Here is a 15,886-nt window from a genome sequence, read left to right as displayed (position 1 = left end):
GCCCAGGTCGACGCCGCCGTCGCCGCGGCGGCCGGGGTGGCCGCGCAGGCCGCGGCCCTGCCCGCGCACGCCCGCGCGGCGGCCCTCGACCACGTGTCCCGGCGGCTCGCAGAGCGCGCGGGCGAGATCGCCGCCCTGATCACCGCGGAGAACGGCAAGCCGCTCAAGTGGGCCCGCGCCGAGGTCGGGCGTGCGGTGTCGACCTTCCGTTGGGCCGCCGAGGAGGCCCGCCGCTTCTCCGGCGAGTTGCAACGACTGGACACCGACCCGGCCGCCGGCGGGCGGATCGCCCTGGTCCGCAGGGTGCCGCGCGGGCCGGTGCTGGGCATCACGCCGTTCAACTTTCCGCTCAACCTTGTCGCCCACAAGGTGGCCCCGGCCATCGCCGTCGGCGCGCCCATCATCGTCAAGCCCGCGCCAGCGACGCCGCTGACCGCGCTGCTGCTCGGCGAACTGCTGGCCGAGACCGACCTCCCGGCCGGGATGTTCTCGGTGCTGCCGCTGCCCAACGACCGCGCCGCCGAACTGGTCACCGACCCCCGACTACCGGTGGTGTCGTTCACCGGCTCCGGGCCGGTCGGCGCGGCCATCCGCCGCGCCGCGCCGGAGAAGCACGTGACGCTGGAGTTGGGCGGCAACGCCGCCGTGGTGCTCTGCGCGGACTGGACCACCGACGAGGACCTGGACTTCGCCGCACAGCGCATCGCGACGTTCGCCAACTACCAGGCCGGCCAGTCGTGCATCGCCGTCCAGCGGGTGTACGTGCACCACGCCCGGTACGCCGACTTCCTGCCCCGGCTGGTGGCGGCGGTGCGGGGGCTGCGGACCGGCGACCCCGAGTCCGAGCTGACCGACGTCGGGCCGATGGTGTCCGAGGACGCGGCCCGCCGGGTCGAGACGTGGGTGGCCGAGGCCGTCGCCGCAGGCGGCACCGTCGAGGTGGGCGGCCTCCGCGACGGCGCGACCTACCCCCCGACCGTGCTCACCGGCGTGCCGGCGAACGCCAAGGTCGTGGCCGAGGAGGTGTTCGGGCCGGTGCTGGTGGTCGCCCCGGTCGCCGACGACCAGGCCGCGTTCACAGCTGTCAACGACTCGGCGTACGGCTTGCAGGCCGGCGTCTTCACCCGACGCCTGGACGTGGCCTTCGCCGCCGCCCGCGCGCTGGAGGTGGGCGGGGTGATCGTCGGCGACGTGCCGTCGTACCGCGCCGACCAGATGCCCTACGGCGGGGTGAAGGGCAGCGGCGTCGGCCGGGAGGGTCTGCGCAGCGCGATGGACGACTACACCGAGCCCCGGGTCATGGTGCTCACCGGCCTCACGCTCTAGGCCGGCAACACCGCCGCCCTAGTCGGCCTGCCAGGTGCCGTCGTCGCGGACCCGGGCGGGCGCGCGGCCGAGCAGCAGTGTGGTCAACGCGGCGTCGATGGTGTCGCCGAGGAACCACTCGCCGGCCTGGTCGAGCGCGAAGACCCGGCCACGCTCGTCCACCGCCAGGATGCTGTCCTGCTGCTCGGTGCCGATCGGAAAGAGGCGTACGCCGAGCACCGCGCCGAAGTCCGCGAGGGTGTCGGCGGTGTGCGCGATGGTGTGCGGGCGGATGTCGAAACGGGAGATCCACACCTGTTCGCCCCGGCCGCGCCGCGCACCGACCAGGCTGGGGAACGCGGTGAGTGCCTCCACGGCGGCAGGAAAGACCTCGTGCCGATGGTTGCGCCCCGGCACCGACGTGACGTCCCGTACGGCGGCGGCCGCCATGATCTGATCCCCGATGTGTGGCCGCCAACCGGCCGCGACCAGCGCGTTCGCGACCTCCGCCGGGAACCGCCCAGGATCGGGGTCGGGCGCCTCCGGCGCGTTCCAGGTCTCGGTGTAGGCGCGAGCCGACTCCGGCAGGACGTTCGCCCGTACCAGGAAGGCGATGCACGAGTCGCAGGGCCGCTCGGCGGGCCCACCAGCGGGATCGCCCGGCTCACGGATTCGGAAGATCTCGAAGCGGGCGCCCTCCAGCAACGCCGCTGCCTCGGCCCGCCCCATCGGCGCGATGCCTTCGGCGGCGCGGCGGTGGTCGTACTCGTGCAGGACGTCGGAGACCACGATCAGCTCGGCGTGCGCCTCCCCGCCGCGAACCAGCTCGCCGGGCGGCAACTGGTCGAGATAGTCGCGGACCAGCGGGTGATGGTTGAGTGGCACGTCGGCCTTCGTGCCCTGGGCCGTCCAGATCCGTCCGTCGATGGTCAGGTGCGCGGCGGTGTTCGGGGTGGCACCCCGATGGATTTCCCGGACCAGCAGGCTCGACGGGTCGAGAGTGCGGGGAGCTGTCGGCCCCGCGGGCTGGCTACGCCGGTACAGCTCCGCCACCACAGTGCTCGGCACCCGGGGCCAGGTGGTGACCGTGCCTGTCTGCTTGTCGATGACTGTCGTCGGCAGGTCACCCGGCACCGTGCGCACCTCGGTGGGCACGACGGACGTGATGACCCACCCCAGGTCGAACTCGTCGACCATCGCGGTGCACTCGTGGCCGAGACGCTGCGAGTCACGGCGGGCCCAGGTGGCCGCGAGCTGCTCGGCCTGTTGACGGTCGATCACACATTGAAACTACCGGACTACACGGATCGATGGCGGCCGGTATTGTTTCGCTCTACCGACGGTGACGGGAGGGCGGCGGTGGACGAACAGGCGGACCGGGGCGTCAATCGCGAGCTACGGGCCCGATTCGACGACGTTTATGGGCAATACCAGCAGCTCAGATCCGGTTTGGACACCCTTCAGACGCGACTCGCCGCGCTGCGGGTGACCCGCCGGTCGGCCGACGGGCAGGTGACGGCGACAGTGGGTGCGCAGGGCCAGTTGATCGAGGTCGAGCTGACGCCGGCCATCTACCGGGACCGCGACGCTGACGTGCTCGGCCGAAAGGTCACCGAAACGATCCGGGCCGCCGCGACCGCCGCCGCCGACGCCACTCGCGACCTCGTCGCCGAGAGCATGCCGGCCGGCTCCGGGGCGACGGACTTCCTCAAGACCGGTGATTACTCCACGCTGCTCGGTCGGGCCGACGCCGTACTCGGCAAAGGTGAGGCGAAGCCGTGACCGACGGGCAGCTCTGGCTTGATCCGTCCCGGGCCCGCCGGGGCGGCGCCGACCTGGCGCTCGCCGGCGAGGCGGTGACGGCCCGTCGTGCGGCGGAGGGGGGCGCGATCGAGGCCGCCAGCGGTGCCCGGCCCTGGGGTCGCGACGACATCGGCGCCGCCTTCGAGCGCAACTACCGCGGGTTCGAGCAGACAGTGCTGCGGGCCTGGGCCGGCGTCGGGCACCGGCTCACCGAACTGGGCAGCGACGTGGTCGAGGCGGTCGACGCGAGCGTGCAGACCGACGGTGCCAGCGCCGCCCGGGTCGGTCGGGCCGCCGACCGGCGCTGACGGCCGACGATTCCGATGAGCGTGCTGCCGAGCCCCATCCCGCACCCCCTGGACTACGCGCCGTGGGACGTGCCCGGTTGGATCTACGAGGCCCTCGACTGGGTGGTCGGCGTGCAATGGCCGGAGGGCAACGAGCGGGCCGTCTGGAACGTCGCCGACCAGTGGTACGCGGTCGCCTCCGTGCTCGCCGAGCCGCACGCCGACGCCGCCGCGGCCGCCGTCGAGGTGCACAACGGGTACGGCGGTGTCGGGGCTGTCGACGCGGCGTTCGAGGCGGCCTGGCGGGGGATCGCCGAGGGCGCCGACGCCCCGCTGCCCGTGCTGCTCGCGGTCACGGCCGACCTGGGCCGACTGGTCGAGGAGTGCGGTTGCGACATCGAGGGCGCCAAGCTCGAAGTCTGGATCGAGCTGGGCATCCTGGTCATCGAACTTCTCACAGTGGCGGTGGCGGCGGTGTTGACCGCCGGTGCGGCAACCCCGGCCGCCGGTGCGGCCATCACCGCGACGCGGCTGCTGGTTCAACAGATCTTCAAGCGGCTGATGGGCCAACTGGCCAGCAAGTCCCTCAAGCACGGGCTCAAGGAGGCCGGCGAGCGGGCCGCCAAGGAGGTCGCCCAAGGTGGTGCGCGCGGGCTCGCCAAGCGGGCCGCCCGGGGAGGGCTGGAGGAGGCCACCGAGGAGGCCGGGGTCACCCTGGCCACCCAGGCGTACCAGAACTCCACCGGGCGGGCACACGGCCTGGACCTGACCGATCTCGGTGCTTCGGCGGTCGGCGGGCTGGCCGGCGGGGCGGTGGCGCCGCTGGCCGGCCTGGGCCGGCACGCGACCGGGCGAGCGGCGAAAGTCGGGGAGCACCTGGGGCGGGAGATGACCGGCGAGGTGCTCGCCGACAGCGCGGCGAGCCTGGCCACCGGTCAGGGCCTGACCTCGATGGAGGACGTGGCGCGCGCCGCCGCGTCCGGGGCCACCGGTTCGGCGACCGGGCAGACCGACCACGCGCTACGCGCCCGGCTCGACGCGCAGGCCAACGCCCTCGCCGGAGCATCGTTCACGGGCCCCTCCCTCCCGACTGTGCTGCCTGTCGCGGGGGATGCGGCCTCTGTGGGAGCGTCTCCCTCAACGGTGGCCTCGGCCGCGGTGGGGGCTTCTTCTGCGGGGGCTGCCGGTGGTGTGGCTTCGGGTGGTCTGGTGACGACTGCCGGCATTCCGGTGCAGGCGACGGAGGGTGTTGCCACCACGCCGTCGAACCAGTTGGCTGCGACGACGTCACAGGCTGCCGACCAGTCACGGGGAGCGGGGCCGGCGTCCCCGGTCGCGCCCGACGCGCACACGTCGTCACCGATGCCGGTTGGCGTGCTGTCCGACGTGGACGTGGTGGACCGTTCGGTAGGCGCCTCTGAGGAGCGTGGGTCGTTCGGCGACAGAGCGGCCGTCCCGCACCCGGTCACGGCCGACCCCGTGCTCTCGGCGGTGACCACCGAGCCGGCCACGTCGGCCGTGGGTGCCGGCCCGGTCGCGTCGGAGTTGGGTGCCGATCCGGTCGCGTCGGCTTCGGCTGCCGATCCGGCCACCTCGGCGGTGGCTGATCCGAGTCGGTCAGCGGTGGGTGCTGATCCGAGGCTTTCGTCGGCGTCCGTGCCGGTGGCCGGCACCCTCGAATCAGGCGGCGGGCCGGCTGCCACCGGTGTGCCGCCGGCCCACCCCGGCAGCTCGCCGCACCCCACCACCTCCGGACCGACCGCCTGGTCTCCGGCGACCGGCCCCTCCACACCGACGATCACCCCCGGCCCGTCGGCACCGATCACCTTCGGCGTCTCGACCACCACCAACGGGCCGCTGCCGGTCGCCTCCACCCCACCGGCGGTGGGTCGGTTCGCCGTGCCGTCGCGTGTCCCGACCCGGGAGACGCCCGCACCGGTGCGAGCGCCCGATCATCCGGCCCGGGGAAGGGCGTCGATCCCCGTCGACGTGGCCGCGTTCGGTGCCCCGTCGGTGCGTGAGCCCGAAACCAACGACGCGTACGCGGCGCAGTGGGCCGCAGCGGCGGAAGCCGCCGAGCGGCGGCGCTACCAGGACCACTACGAGTCGCTGCGGATCGGGTTCGAGAACAACCGCCGGCAGGCCGAGGCCGCCCGACTACGCACCCGTGCCGTGGAGCACGATCGCCGAGCCGTCGAGTACGCCACCTACGCCCGACAACTGCACCAGGCCGGCAACCGGCAGTGGGCCGACGGCTGGCAGCGCGTCGCGAACGAGGAAGCTCGCGCGTACGCCGAATGGCGTGACCTGGCAGACGCGGTGCTGGTCGGCACCACGGCCCCGCCGGTCGTGGACATCAGCGCCACATTCGAGCACGCCAACCGGGACGTGGGTGCTCTCGCGCTCGGCGCGGTGGAGACTGCCGGCCCGTCCAGGCTCACCGGCGACGACGATCCGCCGCCGATCGACGACTCCCGGCCGTACGGGCAGCCCGGAGGGCTCCGGCCACCGCTCGCCCTGCACCAGGTCGACGTCGAACGACAGATGCCCCGCGATCCAGACGGCACCGTCACCCGCACCGCAGACCCGCGCCACGGCGGCTGGTTCGGGCTGCTCAACGACGGCGGTCCCGCGGCCGACGCCACCCGGGGCATCAACTGCCTGGACTGCACGCTGTCCCTGTTCGAGACGTGGGTGCACGGGCGCCCCCGCGTGTCGGCGCCCCGAACCTTCGACGGCTACCTCGACGGTGACATCCGGCGCCCCATCCGTGGCGAGGCAGGCGGCCCAGGTCGGGTGGAGGACGTGACCGGCGGGCGCTTCCAGCAACTCCTCGCCCCGGCGTCCGGTCAACGTACGGACTCCACGCAGGCGCGGCAGGCCGCCGACCGGGGCTACCGCAACCTGCACGACCAACTGTTGCTGGGCGGCCACGGCAGCTACTCGTTCCTGGTCACCGAGTGGGCGCACGGTGGTTCGCACGCCTGGGTGGCGCTCAACCAGAACGGCACTGTGCTCTACGTGGACCCCCAGAACGGCGTGGTCCGGGACCGGCCGCTCTACCCCGACGTGGTCGGCATCGACGCGTTGGTGCTGAGCGGAGACGGCCGACCGATGCCGCTCGGCGGACTACCCCGGGGCCGGTTCAGCGAACGTCCCGACCTGCCGGATCACCCGCCGACGCACGACGACGGCGGCCACGGCGACCCGTACATCAACCGGATGTACCTGCTCCTCGACGGCCCGGGCTCGGCCCCCGATGCCGACGCCAACGTTCCAGCGAGCGCCGATCCCGACCAGCCCACACCGGGTGGCGGTCCTTCCCGTGCCGTTCTGTTGGCCAGCAGCGTGGACGACATCTTCGCCGCAGGGGTGACTCCCGTTGAGTTCGCGACGGCGGTCGACCCGCCCACCCTTCGTCGGCTGGTGCCGGACCTGGACGAAGCGTCGGCACGTGACCTCGTGCGACTGTTCGCCGACGACCGGGTCCGGGACATGCTCGACAGCGCCCGGCGAGAGCCGCCCCCGCACGAGCCGGACCTGGCCGAGCGGCTGGTGCGGCAGTTGGTGCAGCATCCGGCCCTGGCGCGGATGATCCAGTCCACGCCTGAACTCGCGAAGTCGCTGACGGCCCGCCCGCTTACCCTGCATCACCTGGCCAGCCATCAACAGGCCATCGACGTCCTCGCCGAGGTGCTGGACGACGTCGCCCAGCAGGAGGCGACGCGGCAGGATTCGGACCGCCGGCAAGTGCCCGAACCAGAGCCGACACCCCTCACCGGCGAGCAGTTGACGATCAGCGCAAGTATTCAGGTGCGCCGAGGGCCGGTGGCGCAGGCAGGGTTCGACGAGGCCCGACGCGACGACGCTGGCTACCGGAAGCGCTACCTCGACGGTCTCTACTCAGCGGCGATAGAGGCGCAGGTCGATCTGAATCAGCTGGCAGTGTCCCTAGCCCATGTCGGTGACCTCCGCGTCGGTGAGCCCGGCTGGCGTCCTCAGCCCAAGGATCGTCGTCGAGCTGAGGACAAGGTGGCCAAACACCAGGGCGATGCGTCCAAGCTGCTCGACCTGGCCGCCGCGAAGGTCGAGTTCCGCAACCTCGACGACCTCTACGCCGCCCTTGAGCGGGTCAACGAGTACCCCGGCATCGTCGTCGTGAGCTGTGAAGATCGGTTTGTGTCACCAATGAGCAGTGGTTATCGGGACGTGCAAATTGTGCTGCGGATGCGGAACGGTCACCTAGCCGAATTCCGTCTCCACCTGGCTGCGCTTGACGCCGTAGCGGTCTGGGAGCATGTGCTTTATGAGGTCCGACGTGACGTGGAGGCCCTTGCCGAGGAGGATGGCCGAGCCTTGACGCCACGAGAGCGAGCGATCACGGATGGCATTCGCCTTCGTGAGCAACAGCTGTTCTGGACGGCATTACAGTCAACTTTCGAGGAGAAGTTTGAATGACCGAGATGCCGGGTCTGGTGCTTCCCTCCTACTACCTCTACTACCAATCGCCGGTGAAGATCGTCGAGACTCCCGACGGCGGTGCCAGGGTCTGGCGGCTGTCTATCGACTCTGGGGGTTGGCACGAGAAGAACGACATCTTTGTTGAGATAACGCTAGGCGTCGGAGGTGACATTTTCCGGCGTACCGCGGAGGACTTCGTGCAGGAGGTGGAGGCGTTTCGGGCTCACTATCTCAAGGGTGAGGGGCCAATCTTCGCGCTCTACGAGACGGTGCGTTCGATCGAGCTTCTGGCGGACGCCGAAGCGCGTCACGAGACGCCGAAGGAGCAGGCGCTCATTCGTGGGATTCGGCAGCGGACGTTCGTCATGTTCGAGGAGCAGCTTCGGGCGGCCGGTGATCCTGGCGCGGACCCGGACATAGCGAGAGTGCAGTAGGCATGCTCCGCAGCTGGACAGACGGAGGGACGGGTCGGTGGCGGGGCCGAATAAGATCGACGCATGGCGAAATCCGGTACGCAGAGCGTCAGGTCCACCGTCTGGGCCTGGCCGGTCGGCATCCTGATCGGTCTGGCGGTCGGCATTCCCGTGTTCGGTGCGAAGGGTGGCGTGGCCTTCGGTGTCGCCCTCGGCATCGCCTTCGCGCTCGGCCTGGGTGCGATCAGGGGTCGGGCCGACGGTGACCCCGCTCGGGGTGGCCCGGACGGTAGGGCCGCCGGGGATGGCGCCGACGCCCCGGGCCGAGGGTGATCGACTCGGGTTCATTGAAGTCGGGGCATCCAGGGACGTGGGACAGCCCGACTTCCGTGAAGCCGAGTGGATCATCGCCAGCGCCGGACGCGGCGGCCACGGGGACGACCGGGCCGGGCAGTGTTGCCGAGGCGGTGGCCGTACAGGAGGAGTTGCGGCCGCTGGTGGACCTGGTCGGGCCGGGGCCGAGCGCGCCCGCGACGGTGGCCGGCCTGGACGTCGCGTACGCCGAGGGTGGTGACCTGCTGGCGGCGGCCGTGACGGTCCTGGACGCCCGGACCCTGGCGGTGGTGGACTCCGCTGTCGGTGTGGGGCGACCCGCGTTCGACTATGTGCCGGGGTTGTTCGCCTTCCGTGAGTTGCCCGCGTTGCTCGCCGCGCTCGACCGGCTGACCACCATCCCGGACCTGTTGGTCTGCGACGGGCACGGGCTGGCCCATCCGCGCCGGTTCGGGCTGGCCTGCCACCTGGGGGTGGTCACCGGGTTGCCCGCGATCGGGGTGGCGAAGACGCCACTGGTCGGGGTGTGGGATCCGCCGTCCGCCGAGCGGGGTTCCTGGTCGTCGTTGCGCGACGGTGGTGAGGTCGTCGGTCGGGTGCTGCGGACCCGCGACGGGGTGAAGCCGGTCTTCGTCAGCGTCGGCCATCGGGTGAGCCTGGAGAACGCGACGGCGCAGGTGCTCACGTTGACTCCGCGCTACCGGCTGCCGGAGACCACCCGCACCGCCGACCGGCTGTGCCGTGACGCCCTCGCGGAGGCGGAGCAGGCCCGCTGATTGGCTGGTCAGCCCGCCATCAGGAGGTCGGCCGGAGGAGCCGTAAACCGTAACGCCGCACACATGCGGGGCGCTCTATGACCGGTGGTACAGGTGGGCCGGTAGTAGCCTGACCAGCGGACCCCACCCGGGGAGAACGGCGAGGTAATCATGACAGTGCGTCGACGCGTGGCACGGCTCGCGGCGGTCTGCGGTCTTGCGGGCGGCCTGGTGATGCTCGGTGCGTCACCGGCGCTGGCCGATCAGGACTCGGTCCGGGTGGGCGCGGCCAGCAGCTTCGCCGCCGGTGGTTCCGCGCAGGGGGTGAACGTCGCGGTGCGCAAGCGCACCGAAGGGTGCGTCCTGCTGCGTACCGCGTTGGGCTTCAGCCTGTCGGGTCTCCAGCCGAACCAGGTGGCGGTCGAGGTCAACGCGGGCGGGCGCTGGTTCCCGGTGGCCGTCAGCGGTGGCGCCGGCACCGTGTCGACCGCGCAGACGTCACCGTCGAAGCCGACTCTGTGCAAGGGCAAGGGCATCACGGTGCGCTACCGGGTGGCGTTCGCGGCGGGTGCGCCGGGCGGCCGTCTCGTGGTCACGGGCGCGGGCATCAGCGCGGCCGGCCAGACGCTGGGTCACGCCACCGACGCGGCGCGGCTGACCGGAGGGCGGGTCACTCCGTCGCCGACTCCGTCGCGGTCGAAGACGCCGTCGCCGACTCCGAGCCCGACCGAGGTCGCGACCGTCGACGAGGCGGTGAACCCGGCGGCGCAGGGCGGCGTCTCCGCGGCGCCGAACACCACAGCGACCGCTGCCGAGTCGTCCGGAGGTTCACCGGTGATGTACTTCGGCATTGTGCTGGTGGCGGTCGGACTGCTGCTCATCGTGCTGCTGTTCCGTCGCTCGCGGCAGGACCGGAAGCCGTCCGACGACGCTCCCGGCACCCTGCCGGGCAACCCCGGCGGCACCACCTACCGCGCCGGGGGTGGGTTGCCGGCCGCGCCCGGTCGCCCCGGTCAGGTGTACGGCCAGCAGCCGCCGGCCGCCGCCTGGGGTGGTGCGGTGCCGTCACCGCGTCCCGCCGCCGGCGGGGTTTACGGTGCCCGGCCGGACACCCCGGCGCCGGAGGCCACCCAGCCGATGCCGGGCCGGCCCGACGGTCGCCCGAAGCCCGGTGACCCGCCCACCGACGGCGGCGGCCACACCGTGTTCATTCCCCGCCTCCCCGGCTGAGCGGAGTACGGCCCGGCCCTCCGTTAGGCTCAGGATCGGTGTCTAACCCGCGGCCAAGGAGTGGAACACGTGTCTGATCTGTCCCAGATTGTGAAGGCGTACGACGTCCGCGGGACGGTGCCGGACCAGTGGGACGAACGGGTCGCCGAGGCACTGGGCGCCGCCTTCACCCAACTGCTCAACTCCACCGACGAGCCGGGCGACGCCGTCGTCGTCGGGTACGACATGCGCGCCACCTCGCCCGGCCTGGCCGCCGCGTTCGCCGCCGGCGTACGCGCCGAGGGCCGCTCGGTGATCGAGATCGGCCTCGCCTCCACCGACCTGCTCTACTACGCGTCCGGCTCGCTCGACCTGCCCGGCGCGATGTTCACCGCCAGCCACAACCCCGCGCAGTACAACGGCATCAAGATGTGCCGCTCCGGTGCGCGCCCGATCGGCCAGGAGAGCGGCCTGGCCGAGATCCGGGAGCGGGCCCAGGCCCTCCTGGACTCGGGCGACGCTCGTCCCGCCGGTGCGCCGACCCGGCCCGCCGAGCGGCGCGACCTGCTCCCCGACTACGCCGGCTACCTGCGCAAGCTGGTCGACCTCTCGGGCATCCGGCCGTTGAAGGTGGTCGTCGACGCCGGCAACGGCATGGGTGGCTTCACCGTTCCGACGGTGCTGGGCGACGCGGCCCTGTCGCCGCTGCCGCTGGAGATCGTGCCGCTCTACTTCGAGTTGGACGGCAGCTTCCCCAACCACGAGGCCAACCCGCTCGACCCGGCGAACCTGGTCGACCTTCAGCGCGCGGTGGTCGAGCACGGGGCCGACATCGGGTTGGCCTTCGACGGTGACGCCGACCGGTGCTTCGTGGTGGACGAGCGCGGTGAGCCGGTCTCACCGTCGGCGATCACCGCACTCGTGGCCGCCCGTGAGTTGGCCAAGCACCCGGGTTCCACGGTGATCCACGGCCTGATCACCTCCAGCGCCGTCGCGGAGATCATCCGGGAGCACGGTGGGCAGCCGGTCGTCGCCCGGGTCGGGCACTCCTTCATCAAGGCGGAGATGGCGCGCACCAACGCCGTCTTCGGCGGCGAGCACTCCGCGCACTACTACTTCCGGGACTTCTGGTTCGCCGACACCGGGATGCTCGCGGCGATGCACACGTTGGCCGCGCTGGGCGAGCAGTCGCTGCCGCTGTCCGTGTTGGCTGGTGAGTACGAGCGCTACATCGCCTCCGGCGAGATCAACTCAACGGTGACCGACCAGGCGGCAGCGGTGGCCGAGGTGCGCGCCGCGTACCCCGACGCGGTGGCCGACGAGATGGACGGTCTCACCCTGCGTTTCCCCGACGGCGCCTGGTTCAACCTGCGCGCCTCCAACACCGAGCCGCTGCTGCGACTCAACGTCGAGGCGCCCACCCGGGATCGGATGGTCTCGCTCCGGGACGACGTGCTCGACCGCGTTCGCCGATAAGATCGCCTGCGCCGGTCGGCACCGCCGTCGGTCAAGCCGTACACGTGGAAGGAGCCGCGCCATGGCCCTGGATCCGCAGTTGCTCGAGATCCTTGCCTGTCCGGACACGCACCACGCCCCGCTCACCTATGACGCCGAGGCGCAGACGTTGACCTGTACGGAGTGCGGCCGGATCTTCGAGGTCCGCGACGACGTGCCGGTGCTGCTGCTCGACGAGGCGCGCGGCGGCCCCGGGCAGTCCTCATGATCGACGGTACGGCCGGGGTCAGCGGGCGCCGTGACGCCGACGAGGCCCTGCTCGACAACCCGCAGGCGTTGGCCGAGGCCGACCCGGGCGGCATGCTCCGGCACACGGCGTCGGCCGGTGCGCAGGTTCGCGAGAGCGCCGCGCTGGCAGCCGAGGCGAACCTCGCGGTGCTCGCCGACGACGGGCGGCCCCGAGCCGTCGTGATCGCCGGCATCGGCACCGCCGGGCGTACCGGGGACGTGCTGGCCACTGTCGCCGGGCCACGCTGCCCCGTCCCGATCATCGGGCACCGCTCCGCTGGCGTACCCGGTTGGGTGGGCGCGGCCGACGTGGTGATCGCGGTGAGCGCGTCCGGACGTAGCCCGGAGGCGCTCGGCGCCGCCGAGGCGGCCCACCGCCGTGGTGCCCGACTCGTCGCCGTGGGTGCCCCGGACTCGCAGTTGCAGTCGATTGCCGAGCAGGCCCGGGCGCCGTTCATCCCGGTTCCCCGCCGTGCCCCGGCCCGGGCCAGCCTCTGGGCGCTCACCGTGCCGGTCCTGCTCGCCGCCCGTTCCCTCGGGCTCGTGAAGGTCAACGAGGCGGACCTGGCGGAGACCGCGGCCCGGCTCGACGCGGACGCCGACCGCTGCCGGTCCGCCGCCGAGTCCTTCGTCAACCCGGCGAAGTCACTGGCGTTGGGCCTGGCCGGCTCGATCCCGATCGTCTGGGGTTCGTCCCCGCTCGCGACGGTGGCGGCCCGCCGGTTCGGCGACACCCTGTCGGCCAACGCCCGCTACCCGGTGGTCACCGGCGCGCTGGGTGAGGCCGGGCGGGGTCGGGTCGGGCTGCTCGACGGCGTCTTCGGCGGCCTGGCCGAGGGGGAGCGGGACATCTTCGCCGACCCGGCCGAGGACGACGGCGAGGGCACCCGGCTGCGGCTGGTGCTGCTGCGCGACGGCGGGCTCAACGCCGAGGACGACACCGACGAGCCGCTCGCCGTCGAGGAGCGCCGTGCTGACGCGGTGCAGACCCTCGCGGAGCGCCGTGGCGTGCGGTGCGACGTGGTGACCGCCGAGGGCGGCTCCGCCCTGGAGCGGCTGGCGTCGCTGATCGCCGTTCCGGATTTCGCCTCGATCTACCTTGCTCTGGCACACGGGCTGGACCCGATGGCCGTTCCGGCCATCACCGAGATGAAGGAGCTGTCGAACCAGTGAACGAACGTAGGGGGCGGCGCGTCATGCGCGGACCGGGCGGCTTCGTGCGGCGAAGCGGAGCGGTGGCATGAGCGCCAACGGCGGGACGAAGGCGATTGTCGCCGCCCTGCTGGCCAACATCGGCATCGCCGTCACCAAGTTCATCGCGTTCCTGCTCTCCGGCTCGTCGTCGATGCTGGCCGAGGCGGTCCACTCGGTCGCCGACTCCGGTAACCAGGGCCTGCTGCTGCTCGGTGGCAAGCGGGCGAAGCGCGCGGCCACCCCGGAACACCCGTTCGGGTACGGCCGGGAGCGCTACATCTACGCGTTCATCGTGTCCATCGTGCTGTTCAGCATCGGTGGTCTGTTCGCGCTCTACGAGGCGTACCACAAGTGGCATCACAAGGGCGGCATCGAGTCCTGGCACTGGCTGCCGGTGGTCGTGCTGGTGTCAGCGATCATCATGGAGTCGTTCTCCTTCCGGACCGCCATCAAGGAGTCCAACCACGTCCGGGGCAACCAGTCGTGGGTGCGTTTCATCCGCCGGGCCAAGGCGCCAGAGCTGCCGGTGGTCCTCCTGGAGGACTTCGGCGCGCTGGTCGGTCTGGTGTTCGCCCTGTTCGGCGTCACCATGACGCTGATCACCGGCAACGGCGAATGGGACGCCGCCGGCACCGCAATGATCGGCATCCTGCTGGTCGTCATCGCCGTCGTGCTGGCCATCGAGACGAAGAGCCTGCTGCTCGGTGAGGGCGCCGAGGCCTCCGAGCTGGCTGCCATCGAGCGGGCCGTCACCGACGGCCCCGAGGTGGAGCGGATCATCCACATGAAGACGCTCTACCTGGGCCCGGAAGAGCTGATGGTGGCCGCCAAGATCGCCGTTCCGGCGTGGGAGAGCGCCCAGGACCTGGCCCGTGGCATCAACGCCGTCGAGGCGCGGATCCGCGCCGCGGTGCCGATCGCCCGGGTGATCTATCTGGAGCCGGACGTCTACAGCGCCGCTGCCGCCGAGGCCGGCACCGGTGCCGCGGCCGACACCGCCGTGCCGCAGCCGCAGGACACGTCGGGCGAGCCGGCCGGGCGGCCCGGGGGCTGACGGGTGGAGCCACTGTACGGGCCGATCCGGGACTACGCCTGGGGCTCGCGCTCGGCCATCGCCCTTCTCCAGGGGCGATCGGTGCCGAGCGCGGGTCCGGAGGCGGAGCTGTGGTTGGGGGCCCACCCGGGCGCCCCGGCCCACGTGGATCGCGCCGGTCTGCGGGTGAGCCTCTGCGACCTGGTACGGGACGAACCAGGGCAGTGGCTCGGCCAGCGGGTGTCCGAGCGGTTCGGCAGTCGACTGCCGTTCCTGCTCAAGGTGCTCGCGGCCGACGCTCCGCTGAGCCTGCAGGCCCACCCGGACGCCGAGCAGGCGCAGGCCGGCTACGCGGCGGAGGCGGGGCGCCCCGAGGGGCAGCGCAACTACTCCGACCCGCACCACAAGCCGGAATTGCTGGTCGCGCTCACCCCGTTCGAGGCGCTGTGCGGTTTCCGGGATCCGGCGGAGTCGGCCGAGGCGCTCGCCGCGTTCGGCGTACCGGCGTTGGCACCGGTGGTCGCCGCGTTGCGGGCCGGGCCGGCGGGGTTGCGGACGGCGGTGCGGACGCTGCTCGGCTGGCCGGTCGCGAGGCGTCACGACCTGATGGCCGCTGTGGTGGCAGCGCCGGCCGACGGCCCGGACGCGGAGCTGACCCGCCGGCTGGCCAAGGCGTACCCGGGGGATCCGGGTGCGCTGGTCGCGCTGCTGTTGCACCACCTGCGGCTGGAGGCGGGGGAGGCGATCTGGATGCCTGCCGGCAACCTGCACGCCTACCTGAGCGGCTGCGGCGTGGAGATCATGGCGGCCAGCGACAACGTGCTACGCGGCGGCCTGACCCCGAAGCGGGTGGACGTCGACGAGTTGTTGCGGGTGCTGCGCTTCGAGGTGCTGCACGATCCGGTGCGGGCCGCGCAGCCGGTCGGCCCGGGCGTGGACTGGTGGCCCGTGCCGGTGGACGATTTCGCGCTGCACCGGGTGCGGGTCGACGCGGCGGTGCCCTCGGTGACGCTGCCGCTGCCCGGGCCCCGGGTGGTGCTCTGCGCTGGCGGTTCGATCACCGTGGACGACGGTGCCGGCGCGTTGACGCTGGTCTCGGGCGAGGCGGCGATCGGTACGGCGTTGGGAGCGCCGCTGCGGATCGACGGTGCCGGTGTGGCGTACGTGGCGACGTCCGGGCTGCGCTGACCTCGACTCGGGCCAACGACACAAGTCCGACTTTCCCGGAATAGCTTGACGTCACCTTGCCTGAGTGTGACTCTATGAGTACGCAGCGTTATCGCGACGACGGTCCGAGAACGTGCGGGGGAACCAAACCGGGGGGATGCACGGGGCGGGCGGGACGTGGGC

Annotated in this window: 14 protein-coding genes; 13 read left to right on the top strand and 1 reads right to left on the bottom strand. The window is 72.1% G+C overall.

What is annotated here, in order from left to right; genetic code table 11:
- On the top strand, positions 1 to 1,326 hold a 1,326-nt coding region (locus tag GUI43_RS28960; protein WP_112700219.1), incomplete at its 5' end, for an aldehyde dehydrogenase family protein.
- Positions 1,327 to 1,344: 18 nt separating this feature from the next.
- Here the strand turns inward: GUI43_RS28960 and GUI43_RS28955 are convergent.
- Complete coding sequence (locus GUI43_RS28955; protein WP_112700218.1) at positions 1,345 to 2,586, bottom strand: SUKH-3 domain-containing protein; 1,242 nt, start codon at positions 2,584 to 2,586, stop codon at positions 1,345 to 1,347.
- A 78-nt stretch (positions 2,587 to 2,664) separates the two neighbouring features.
- Here GUI43_RS28955 and GUI43_RS28950 point away from each other — a divergent pair, with 78 nt between their 5' ends.
- The 12 genes from GUI43_RS28950 to manA all read left to right on the top strand — a co-directional run bounded on the left by GUI43_RS28950 (position 2,665) and on the right by manA (position 15,724).
- Positions 2,665 to 3,087, top strand: coding sequence for a YbaB/EbfC family nucleoid-associated protein (locus GUI43_RS28950; RefSeq protein ID WP_112582406.1), 423 nt, complete (start codon positions 2,665 to 2,667; stop codon positions 3,085 to 3,087).
- Positions 3,084 to 3,416: a hypothetical protein gene (locus tag GUI43_RS28945; RefSeq protein WP_112582405.1), complete on the top strand. Its 333-nt coding sequence runs from the start codon at positions 3,084 to 3,086 to the stop codon at positions 3,414 to 3,416. The genes GUI43_RS28950 and GUI43_RS28945 overlap by 4 nt, the downstream gene beginning before the upstream one ends.
- A 15-nt stretch (positions 3,417 to 3,431) precedes the next feature.
- On the top strand, positions 3,432 to 7,853 hold the full coding sequence (locus GUI43_RS28940) for a toxin glutamine deamidase domain-containing protein (protein ID WP_112700217.1): 4,422 nt from the start codon (positions 3,432 to 3,434) through the stop codon (positions 7,851 to 7,853).
- Positions 7,850 to 8,290, top strand: a complete 441-nt coding sequence (locus GUI43_RS28935; protein WP_112700216.1) for a hypothetical protein — start codon at positions 7,850 to 7,852, stop codon at positions 8,288 to 8,290. Before GUI43_RS28940 ends, GUI43_RS28935 begins: the two co-directional genes overlap by 4 nt.
- 63 nt (positions 8,291 to 8,353) lie before the next feature.
- Positions 8,354 to 8,602: a hypothetical protein gene (locus GUI43_RS34065; protein ID WP_145787180.1), complete on the top strand. Its 249-nt coding sequence runs from the start codon at positions 8,354 to 8,356 to the stop codon at positions 8,600 to 8,602.
- Positions 8,603 to 8,658: 56 nt separating this feature from the next.
- Entirely contained in the window at positions 8,659 to 9,378 is a 720-nt protein-coding gene (gene nfi / locus GUI43_RS28925) for a deoxyribonuclease V (protein WP_428842233.1), read from the top strand.
- A gap of 150 nt (positions 9,379 to 9,528) precedes the next feature.
- Positions 9,529 to 10,587 (top strand): hypothetical protein, encoded by a 1,059-nt coding sequence (locus GUI43_RS28920; protein ID WP_211326773.1) that lies wholly within the window; start codon positions 9,529 to 9,531, stop codon positions 10,585 to 10,587.
- Between the two features lie 69 nt (positions 10,588 to 10,656).
- Positions 10,657 to 12,042, top strand: coding sequence for a phosphomannomutase/phosphoglucomutase (locus GUI43_RS28915; RefSeq protein ID WP_112582400.1), 1,386 nt, complete (start codon positions 10,657 to 10,659; stop codon positions 12,040 to 12,042).
- A gap of 61 nt (positions 12,043 to 12,103) precedes the next feature.
- Entirely contained in the window at positions 12,104 to 12,289 is a 186-nt protein-coding gene (locus GUI43_RS28910; protein WP_091394023.1) for a Trm112 family protein, read from the top strand.
- Positions 12,286 to 13,482: an SIS domain-containing protein gene (locus GUI43_RS28905; protein WP_091394020.1), complete on the top strand. Its 1,197-nt coding sequence runs from the start codon at positions 12,286 to 12,288 to the stop codon at positions 13,480 to 13,482. The genes GUI43_RS28910 and GUI43_RS28905 overlap by 4 nt, the downstream gene beginning before the upstream one ends.
- Before the next feature lie 67 nt (positions 13,483 to 13,549).
- Complete coding sequence (locus GUI43_RS28900; RefSeq protein ID WP_112582398.1) at positions 13,550 to 14,557, top strand: cation diffusion facilitator family transporter; 1,008 nt, start codon at positions 13,550 to 13,552, stop codon at positions 14,555 to 14,557.
- Positions 14,558 to 14,560: 3 nt separating this feature from the next.
- Positions 14,561 to 15,724, top strand: coding sequence for a mannose-6-phosphate isomerase, class I (manA, locus tag GUI43_RS28895; protein WP_112582397.1), 1,164 nt, complete (start codon positions 14,561 to 14,563; stop codon positions 15,722 to 15,724).
- Positions 15,725 to 15,886 lie beyond the last annotated feature (162 nt).

The sequence above is a fragment of the Micromonospora noduli genome (genome assembly GCF_003264365.1).
Lineage (GTDB): Bacteria > Actinomycetota > Actinomycetes > Mycobacteriales > Micromonosporaceae > Micromonospora > Micromonospora noduli.
This window is presented reverse-complemented; position numbering and strand designations above follow the sequence as displayed.

Excerpts from the sequence above, each read along its gene's own strand:
- GUI43_RS34065 (WP_145787180.1), top strand. The coding sequence starts at position 8,354 with ATGGCGAAATCCGGTACGCAGAGCGTCAGGTCCACCGTCTGGGCCTGG.
- GUI43_RS28935 (WP_112700216.1), top strand. The coding sequence starts at position 7,850 with ATGACCGAGATGCCGGGTCTGGTGCTTCCCTCCTACTACCTCTACTAC.
- GUI43_RS28910 (WP_091394023.1), top strand. The coding sequence starts at position 12,104 with ATGGCCCTGGATCCGCAGTTGCTCGAGATCCTTGCCTGTCCGGACACG.
- GUI43_RS28900 (WP_112582398.1), top strand. The coding sequence starts at position 13,550 with ATGAGCGCCAACGGCGGGACGAAGGCGATTGTCGCCGCCCTGCTGGCC.
- GUI43_RS28920 (WP_211326773.1), top strand. The coding sequence starts at position 9,529 with ATGACAGTGCGTCGACGCGTGGCACGGCTCGCGGCGGTCTGCGGTCTT.
- GUI43_RS28905 (WP_091394020.1), top strand. The coding sequence starts at position 12,286 with ATGATCGACGGTACGGCCGGGGTCAGCGGGCGCCGTGACGCCGACGAG.
- GUI43_RS28940 (WP_112700217.1), top strand. The coding sequence starts at position 3,432 with ATGAGCGTGCTGCCGAGCCCCATCCCGCACCCCCTGGACTACGCGCCG.